Consider the following 8676-nt stretch of genomic DNA (forward strand, 5'->3'; position numbering starts at 1 on the left):
GGCGGAGATGGAATCTCCTAAGACAAAGGTGTCGGCATCGGCTCCGCCTAATAGGGTGTCGATGGTGTTGATGCCGGTATGACTGTTGTTGGATGCCTGGACGCCATCAAGGATGTCATCTTGGGCGCCTCCTTTGAGGGAGTCGTTGCCTTTGCCGCCCCAGAGCTGGTCGTTGCCTGGGCCGCCGTCGAGGATGTCATGGCCGTTGCCCCCTTCGAGACTATCTTGACCGGTGTAGCCATATAAAACATCTTTACCGCCATTACCGTATAAGACATCATCGCCTACGCCACCATCAAGGAGATCGGCTCCACCTCTGCCATAGAGGGTATCGTTGTCGTTTTCTCCGTATAGAGAGTCTTTACCGGAGCCACCATCTAGAAAATCAGCACCGTCGTATCCAAAGATAAGGTCATCACCAGCATTGCCGTAGAGGAAATCATTACTGACATCTCCAAAAATTAAGTCATTCCCCTCTTGACCACGAATGGTATCGTCACCAGCCCCGCCATTTAAGGTGTCGTCGCCAGAGCCACCCTCAAGAGAATCATCGCCTAAACTGCCGTAGATCTCGTCATTTCCCTCTTCCCCAAACAGCGTATCGTCACCGTTATAGCCATATAATGTGTCGTTCCCTTTGCGGCCATAAACGATATAGTCAACTAGGTCTTCCCAGCCACCCCAAATATCATCTCCATCGCTTAAGAAAAAAGTTTTTGTAATTCTCACTGGTGTATTCTCTTTATGTTTATCTAACTGCGCCGTATTTTCTTGAGATTTATGAAAAGCTTGCACTTATCTTTTCGATAGACTTATTAACCTTTTTGTGGGTTGTCTGCTTGGCTTTAACTGTTTAAGCTTAAAGACTGAAGTTAGCTAAAAGGTCAATAGTTTCATCGATAAATATTCCTTATCAATCAGATATTTATGCTCATATAAAAAGCAATCAAGCTGCGATAAATACAGCTTGAAAAGATTGCATTAAATAACTATTTTGTTTTGAATGACTTGTTTTTATCTGTCTGCTAATGGTTACTAAAATCAGAAAACTATAAGGTAAATCCTGTCAGCGATCCTTGGTTTTTCAGGCATGTGGGAATGTTTACAAAGCTTAAGCCAACGTTGAAGTTATAAGCGGTCAAAAACAGTTCAGATAATATCTGCAACCCATGCTTATCTATTGACCGGGTGTTCTTTAAATCCAAAACAATGTACTTGCTGCGGGTAATGGCTTCGCAGATGGTACGGAAGATTTTTTCTGTGTATTTTGCTTCACTTTGAGTTAAGTACTCAGGCATCTCTAAGACATAAGGTTGATAGCTTTGACATGCTGCACAATTTGTTTTTAAAGAGGTCGCGACATGGTCTTCCAATAAGAGGGTGTAAGACATAGCGAATTGCTCCCAATAGTTGCATTCGGCTCAAAGTCACACTGAGTGCTTAGCAAGCCAACTCATCTAATATGACAACTCGATGTTTGCGAACTTGTTTTCGTGAGTGAAAAATCAGTATAACTTCTGTATAACAATCAGGGTTCGTTGGAGATGAACCTTAAATTATGGGTCTGGATTATGAGTCGAGAAATGATTTATCAGGGGAAATCTTAAGGGGTAAATTGGCGTAGGTGATCTGAATAGAGTTGGCCCAACTGTTGGGCAACCCCTTGCCAGCTAAACGTTGTTTCCACCCGTTTACGCGCAGCTTGTCCCCATTGGTCCCTCAATGGTGGATCGGCCAGTACTTGATCAATAGCGCGGGAAAAGCCAGCAACATCTTTGGGGGGGACCAGTAAACCTGTTTCATGGGGCAAAACGGTGAACTGAAGCCCACCCACATCACTGGCAATAACGGGGGTGCGGCTAGCCATTGCTTCAATTGTGACTAGACCAAAGGGCTCGTAATGACTCGGCACGACGCAGACATCGGCTGCGGCATAGTAGTCTGGCAGGGCGTCATTGCTAATTCGTCCAGGAAACTGGGTATGGTTAGCCAGATCTAAGTCCTGAACGATACCTTCGATGCGATCGCGCTCCAATCCATCTTTCCCGCCAGGACGACTGCCTCCCCCAATAATCAGTTGTAAGTTATCATCCGCCCTAAATTGGGATTGGGCCACGGCTCTAACGAGGGTTTCAATGCCTTTGCGGGGGTCAAAGCGGCCAATGTAGAACACAACTTTAGCGTCTTGGGGAATTCTCAGTTTTTGGCGCGCTGCTGTCCGAGTGATCGCCCCATAGCGATCAATGTCGGTACCACAAGGGATAATCTGGATATTGCCAAGGGAGGAGAGATGCGATCTCATATGCGCTTCTTCCTGCGGACTGGTGGCCACGATACAGTCCGCCGTTTCTAGACACGTCTTCTCGATCTCAAGCCGTGTAGTGGCAATGGCTGGGATATTAGGAACATTGGCATACTTCACCGCTCCCAAAGAGTGATAGGTATGCATTTGCGCTAGGGGTTGGTGATTTTTCAATTCCATGCCGACCCAGCTTGAAAGCCAATAGTTGGTATGCACCAAAGGGTATTGAAAGCCTTCTCGCTGTTGAAATGCTAAGAGCTCACTGACAAATTGCGGTAAATAGTCAAAGATTTCATCCCGACTGACAAATTCTGCGGGACCAGATGTGAGACGGATCGTGCGGCAACCGGGGCAATGTTGAACCTGCTCCGCTTGCAGTGGATTTGCTTTGCGCGTAAACATATCCACCTGCCAACCCAAACGGGCTAGCGCCTCACCGACTTGGCGGACATAAACATTTTGGCCTCCTGCTTCTTCTGCACCGATCTCAACTGCAGGATCACCATGTACAGAAATCAGTGCAACTCTGGTTTGCTGTCCATGGGGTGAGATTGGACTCGATGAACTCATGACCCTGTGCAGAACTAAGTAACACTTAGCAAGAATACTTCCAAAATTTACAAAAGAAATCAACAAATTTTTATACAAAGCATAGCCTACAACTATACCTTCACTGATGGAATTACCGTGTTTCTATACAATCGGCAAACGATTGATGCCTGATCCAGAAACGATCCCGGATGTGATCCCTACCCATAAGCTGGGGTTTTGGTTCCCATTAGGCATAGAAAACCGCAATTGCATACCAACACTTTACATATAGATTTAATGCAATGTACATTTTAGTTAGCATTGATTAAAATCAACCAAGAATCCTAAGCCATGCAGATAACGAATCGAATCCATTTCCGAAACTTCAGCGGTGACCTCTTTGGGGGGATCACCGCTGCTGTCATCGCCTTACCAATGGCCCTAACCTTTGGTGTTGCTTCTGGAGCAGGACCTGCAGCAGGCCTCTACGGTGCGATTCTCGTGGGCTTTTTTGCAGCCTTGTTTGGAGGGACACCTACCTTAATTTCTGAACCCACGGGTCCCATGACCGTGATTATGACTGCTGTGATTACCAATTTGACGGCGGCGGCGGACGATCCCGAGAAGGGCTTAGCTATGGCCTTTACGGTGGTGATGATGGCCGGAGTCCTCCAAATCCTGTTTGGCGTTCTGCGCTTAGGAAAATATGTCACTTTGATGCCCTATACCGTTGTATCTGGCTTTATGTCAGGGATTGGTATTATTTTGGTCATTCTGCAACTGGGACCTTTCCTCGGAGAGAAAGCACCTAAAGGTGGAGTACTGGGAACGCTGGGAGACTTACCCAATCTGTTGTCTGGGCTCAATTCCTCAGCATTGTTTTTGAGTCTGCTCACCGTTGCTGTTATTGTCCTGATTCCCATCATTGTGCCGACTCAGTTCAAGAAGTGGTTCCCCCCTCAATTGATTGCCCTATTAGTGGGTACCTTGGTTTCCATGTGGTTGTTCCCAGGGGCCATCGTCGATCGGATTGAACCCTTTAATGCAGGGTTACCCACCCTCAGGATGCCCGTTTTTACGTCCACGGAATTGCAATTGATGTTCGTGGATGCCATGATTTTGGCGGTTTTAGGTTGTATTGATGCTCTATTAACGTCCGTGGTGGCCGATAGTTTGACTCGCACAGAGCATAACTCCAATAAAGAACTGATTGGTCAAGGGATTGGCAATCTGATGTCTGGACTCTGTGGGGGAATTGCCGGTGCTGGCGCTACGATGGGCACGGTTGTCAATATCCAAGCTGGTGGACGCACGGCTCTCTCAGGGCTTATCCGTGCTTTTATCCTGATGATTGTGGTTCTGTGGGCGGCCCCCTTAACCCAAAATATTCCCTTAGCGGTGTTGGCAGGGATTGCCCTCAAGGTGGGAATTGATATTATTGATTGGGATTTCTTAAAGCGTGCCCATCAGGTGTCTTGGAAAGGAACCGCCATTATGTATGGCGTCATTGCCCTGACCGTGTTTGTGGACCTGATGGTAGCTGTTGGGATTGGGGTATTTATTGCTAACATCGTCACGATTGATCGCCTCAGTATGCTGCAGTCCAAATCTGTAAAGGCGATTACCGATGCAGATGATGAAATCCAGCTCACTGAAGAAGAGAAAAAATTACTTGATCAAGGACAGGGACGAATTTTGCTCTTTCACTTGAGTGGTCCGATGATTTTTGGCGTAGCTAAAGCCATCTCTCGGGAACAGAAAGCTCTAAAGTATTGCGATGCCCTCATACTGGATTTAAGCGATGTTCCTCATATGGGCGTTACGTCTTCTTTAACTATTGAAAATGCTATTGATGAGGCCCTGGATAAAGGTTGCTCCGTTTTCGTGGTGGGGGCAGCGGGCCAAACTAAGCGTCGTCTTGGCAAATTAGGAATTTGGGACCGCATTGCTCCTGAGAATTTATTATCTGAACGAGTGGACGCTTTACGGCAAAGTGTTGATGAGCTGGATCGCTTTGCGACCTCTAGTTAAGCAGGTCGCGCACATGGATTGACAGGCAACGTCAACCCTGTTTTTCGGATTTGACTGATTAGTGTTAATTGAAGTTGTGATATGAACACATTTATCAATACGTTATCCATAGCTCCGTTAGGCGGAATATCTCAACCTTGGCTACTAGCAACAGCAAATGCAGATGAGGCGCCCCTCATCCTCTCAGGGGTACTCCTCAGCCTAGTGGTCATTTATCTGGCTAGTAAGCTTGGCGGTGAGTTATCACAGCTCTTAAACTTACCGCCTGTATTAGGAGAACTAGTCGGAGGGGTGGCTATTGGGGCCTCAGCCCTGCACCTGCTGGTTTTTGCGGAAGGTGGCACAGTGGCTGCTGATTCTGCCTTAATGCCGATTCTGCAGTTTATTGGTGGCAATCTCAGTGCGGAATCGATTACCTCAATTTTTGAAAGCCAGAGCGAAATCATTGAGATTTTGTCTGAGCTGGGAGTGATTATTCTGTTGTTTGAGATCGGCTTAGAGTCTGATCTGCGTGAACTGACAGAAGTAGGCTATCAAGCGGTGTTAGTGGCGGTAGTCGGTGTAGTAGCGCCCTTTGCGGCGGGGACTGCCGGACTGGTTCTGCTGTTCCATATGCCCACAATTCCATCGATTTTTGCCGGGGCAGCGTTAACGGCAACCAGTATTGGCATTACCTCCAAGGTGTTGTCTGAATTGGGCTTTCTCAAATCAAAGGAAGGCCAAATCATTGTCGGTGCCGCCATTATTGATGATGTCTTAGGCATTATCGTTTTAGCTGTGGTGGCCAGCTTAGCCAAAACCGGCGAAGTAGATATTGTCAATGTCCTGTATTTGATTGGCAGTGCCACGGCATTTTTGGTTGGCTCCATCCTGTTAGGTCGATTCTTTAATCAAGCCTTTGTGACTATTGCCGATCAGCTCCAGACTCGCGGGAAGCTGGTGATTCCTGCTCTAAGCTTTGCGTTTGTCATGGCTTTCCTGGCCAATGCAATTCATCTAGAAGCAATTCTGGGGGCCTTTGCCGCCGGTTTGGTGCTAGATGAAACCGATAAGCGCAAAGAACTGGATCAACAGGTGATTCCTATTGCCGATATTCTCGTCCCGATTTTCTTTGTGACGGTGGGGGCTAAAGCGGACTTAAGCGTTCTCAATCCAGCAGTGCCCGAAAACCGTGAAGGTTTAGTGATTGCGGCTTTTCTGATTGTGGTTGCCATGATTGGCAAGCTGATGACAGGGTGGACGGTTGTTGGTCAGCCCGGCATTAATCGTTTCGCGATTGGCGTCGGCATGATTCCTCGGGGTGAGGTCGGCTTGGTTTTTGCCGGGATTGGTTCAGCCAGTGGTGTTTTGGATAAGCCCTTGGAAGCGGCGATTATCACGATGGTGATTCTAACGACCTTTGTGGCTCCGCCGTTGTTACGGGTGGCCTTTAAAGGCGGTGCGATCGCAATTGAGTCTCCGGCCAACTAGCACCTGTCGAGAACTCTGATACTGGGGTGCTATCGCAGTTCTTTCACTCAATTTCTCGCACCCCATTATTTTAATTAACCCTTTTTAAAATCACCATGTTAGAAGCGTTTATCTTTGCGACGATTCTCTGTGGCTTTTTCGGCATCATCCTCAAGCAAAATCTAATGATGAAGATTATTGCCATGGATGTGATGAGTACTGGCGTTATTGCCTATTACGTCAAGATCTCAGCCCGACAAGGATTTTTCACCCCCATTCTCACAAATAGTCATCAGGGGGCCTATGCGGATCCGGTCCCCCAAGCCGTGATTTTGACAGCAATTGTAATTGGTTTTTCGATTCAGGCTTTGATGCTGGTGGGCGTCATGAAGCTCTCCCGCGACAATCCCACCTTGGAAAGCCGCGAGATTGAAAAGACCTACACACCATGAATACCCTGACAATTATTTGGATAGCCCTGCCGTTTTTCGTGGGGTTTGTAGGGTATCTAGTCCCTAAAGTTGATCGATACTTAGCCTTGGCCATGACCTTGGTGTCTGCCAGCTATGCTGCTCGGGTGTTGATGGAGTCAGCCCCACTGATGGTGGAGCTGATGGATAACTTTGGTGTCACCCTCCAGATTGATAATCTGAGTGGCTACTTTATCTTGACCAATGCCCTAGTCACGGCTGCTGTGATTTGCTACTGCTGGGGGACAGGGAAATCCGCATTTTTTTATACCCAGACCATTATTCTGCATGGCAGCGTCAATGCCGTCTTTATTTGCGCCGACTTTATTAGTTTATATGTGGCCTTAGAGGTGATTGGCATTGCCGCCTTTTTGCTGGTGTCTTACCCCCGCACCAACCGGGCGATTTGGGTGGCCCTGCGCTACCTGTTTATCAGCAATACGGCCATGCTGTTTTATTTGGTGGGCGCTGTGTTGGTGTACCAAGCCAACAACTCCTTTGCCTTTACAGGCTTAGAAAAGGCACCCCCAGAAGCCCTAGCCTTGATTTTCCTGGGACTGCTGACCAAAGGCGGCATCTTTGTATCGGGGTTGTGGTTACCCTTAACCCATTCCGAATCTGAAACTCCTGTCTCTGCTCTACTTTCCGGCGTTGTGGTCAAAACAGGCGTCTTTCCTTTGGCTCGGATGGCCTTAATGGTGGATGCAGTTGCCCCAGTGATCACCCTATTTGGGATTGGCACCGCCTTTTTGGGGATTAGCTTGGCTCTCTTCGAGCAGGATACTAAGCGACTGTTGGCCCAAAGCACCATTTCCCAACTCGGATTTATCCTGGCTGCCCCTGCTGTGGGCGGGTTCTATGCCTTGACCCACGGATTGGTGAAAGCCACCCTCTTTTTAACCGCAGGCACCTTGCCTAGTCGAGATTTTCAGGAGTTACACAAGCAGCCAATTCCACGTTCTCTATGGTTAGTTCTGGTGATGGCCAGCTGCTCCATCTCCGGTATTCCCCTCTGGGCTGGATTTGCCTCTAAGGCTTTAACCCTAAAAAGTCTACTGCCCTGGCAAATGCTCGCTCTCAATATTGCCACCGTAGGCACCGTCGCCACCTTTGCCAAATTTATCTTTTTGCCCCATCAAAGGGGCTCCAAGGCGATTCGACCGGGATACTGGGTGGCGGTGCTGTTGCTGTTGGGGGGCTTACTGGCGGCCAATGGTGCTTATTACCAGGCCTATACCGTGGCCAATATCGGTAAAGCCTTAGCGAAGGTGGCGATTGGCTGGCTGGTCTATTGGTTAGTGATTCGACGGGTAGTGCTGAAACTGCCACGGGTGCAGGAGCAGCTTGAACATTTAATTGGGGGGATGAGCTTAATGTTGGTTCTATTGTTCTGGATGGTGTTGGCATGACTGGCTATCTGAATATTCTGCTGCGTTTAGCCATTTGGTTTTTGCTAACCGCTGATTTTGGCATTGCCAATACCATCATTGGCGTCTGTGTGGCTTTACTGCTGCCCCGTCGTGCCAATCCGGGAGCCTTAAAAGATTGGCTGCACGCGATCGGGGAAATTATCATTGCCATTCCCCAAGCCTTTATTGAGGCGATTGAAATTATGGTTCGTCCCCATCGCTATGAAGCGATGACGATGGAACATGTCAAACCGCAGCGCACTCCTGGCCTGATTTTTCTCGATATTTTCGTGATTACCTTTACCCCGAAAACCATTGTGTTGAAGTACCACGAGGAAGGGTTGTACGAAGTCCACCGGATTCAGCGGAGGAAGCAGTCATGAATATCATCCTGATTGCGATGATTCTGGCCCTGGCCATTCCCATTTATGAAGCCTGTCAGGACGAGGATGTGTGGCAGAAAATGCTGGCCTTTGCCAGTATC

The 8676-nt window shown here is 48.0% G+C and carries 8 protein-coding genes; 5 read left to right on the top strand and 3 right to left on the bottom strand.

The window, feature by feature from the left end; translation table 11 throughout:
* The 3 genes from Q0991_RS01540 to Q0991_RS01550 all read right to left on the bottom strand — a co-directional run.
* The coding region (locus Q0991_RS01540) for a calcium-binding protein (protein ID WP_299484830.1) at positions 1-729 on the bottom strand (729 nt) is incomplete at its 3' end.
* Positions 730-1049: 320 nt separating this feature from the next.
* Positions 1050-1391, bottom strand: a complete 342-nt coding sequence (locus Q0991_RS01545; RefSeq protein WP_299484832.1) for a hypothetical protein — start codon at positions 1389-1391, stop codon at positions 1050-1052.
* Between the two features lie 212 nt (positions 1392-1603).
* Entirely contained in the window at positions 1604-2872 is a 1269-nt protein-coding gene (locus tag Q0991_RS01550; protein WP_299484834.1) for a glycosyltransferase family 1 protein, read from the bottom strand.
* Positions 2873-3184: 312 nt separating this feature from the next.
* Here Q0991_RS01550 and Q0991_RS01555 point away from each other — a divergent pair, with 312 nt between their 5' ends.
* The 5 genes from Q0991_RS01555 (at position 3185) to Q0991_RS01575 (ending at position 8575) form a co-directional block, all read left to right on the top strand.
* Positions 3185-4864, top strand: coding sequence for a SulP family inorganic anion transporter (locus tag Q0991_RS01555; protein ID WP_299484836.1), 1680 nt, complete (start codon positions 3185-3187; stop codon positions 4862-4864).
* Between the two features lie 81 nt (positions 4865-4945).
* Positions 4946-6334: a cation:proton antiporter gene (locus Q0991_RS01560; protein ID WP_299484838.1), complete on the top strand. Its 1389-nt coding sequence runs from the start codon at positions 4946-4948 to the stop codon at positions 6332-6334.
* 95 nt (positions 6335-6429) lie between these two features.
* Positions 6430-6765 carry a cation:proton antiporter subunit C gene (locus Q0991_RS01565; RefSeq protein WP_012163611.1) on the top strand — a complete coding sequence of 112 codons (336 nt, stop codon included), beginning with the start codon at positions 6430-6432 and terminating at the stop codon, positions 6763-6765.
* A complete protein-coding gene (locus tag Q0991_RS01570; protein ID WP_299484841.1) occupies positions 6762-8192 on the top strand; it encodes a cation:proton antiporter in 1431 nt (476 codons plus the stop codon). Before Q0991_RS01565 ends, Q0991_RS01570 begins: the two co-directional genes overlap by 4 nt.
* On the top strand, positions 8189-8575 hold the full coding sequence (locus Q0991_RS01575) for a Na+/H+ antiporter subunit E (RefSeq protein WP_012163613.1): 387 nt from the start codon (positions 8189-8191) through the stop codon (positions 8573-8575). Before Q0991_RS01570 ends, Q0991_RS01575 begins: the two co-directional genes overlap by 4 nt.
* Positions 8576-8676 lie beyond the last annotated feature (101 nt).

Source organism: Acaryochloris sp. IP29b_bin.137, from assembly GCF_028285745.1.
Classification (GTDB): domain Bacteria; phylum Cyanobacteriota; class Cyanobacteriia; order Thermosynechococcales; family Thermosynechococcaceae; genus Acaryochloris.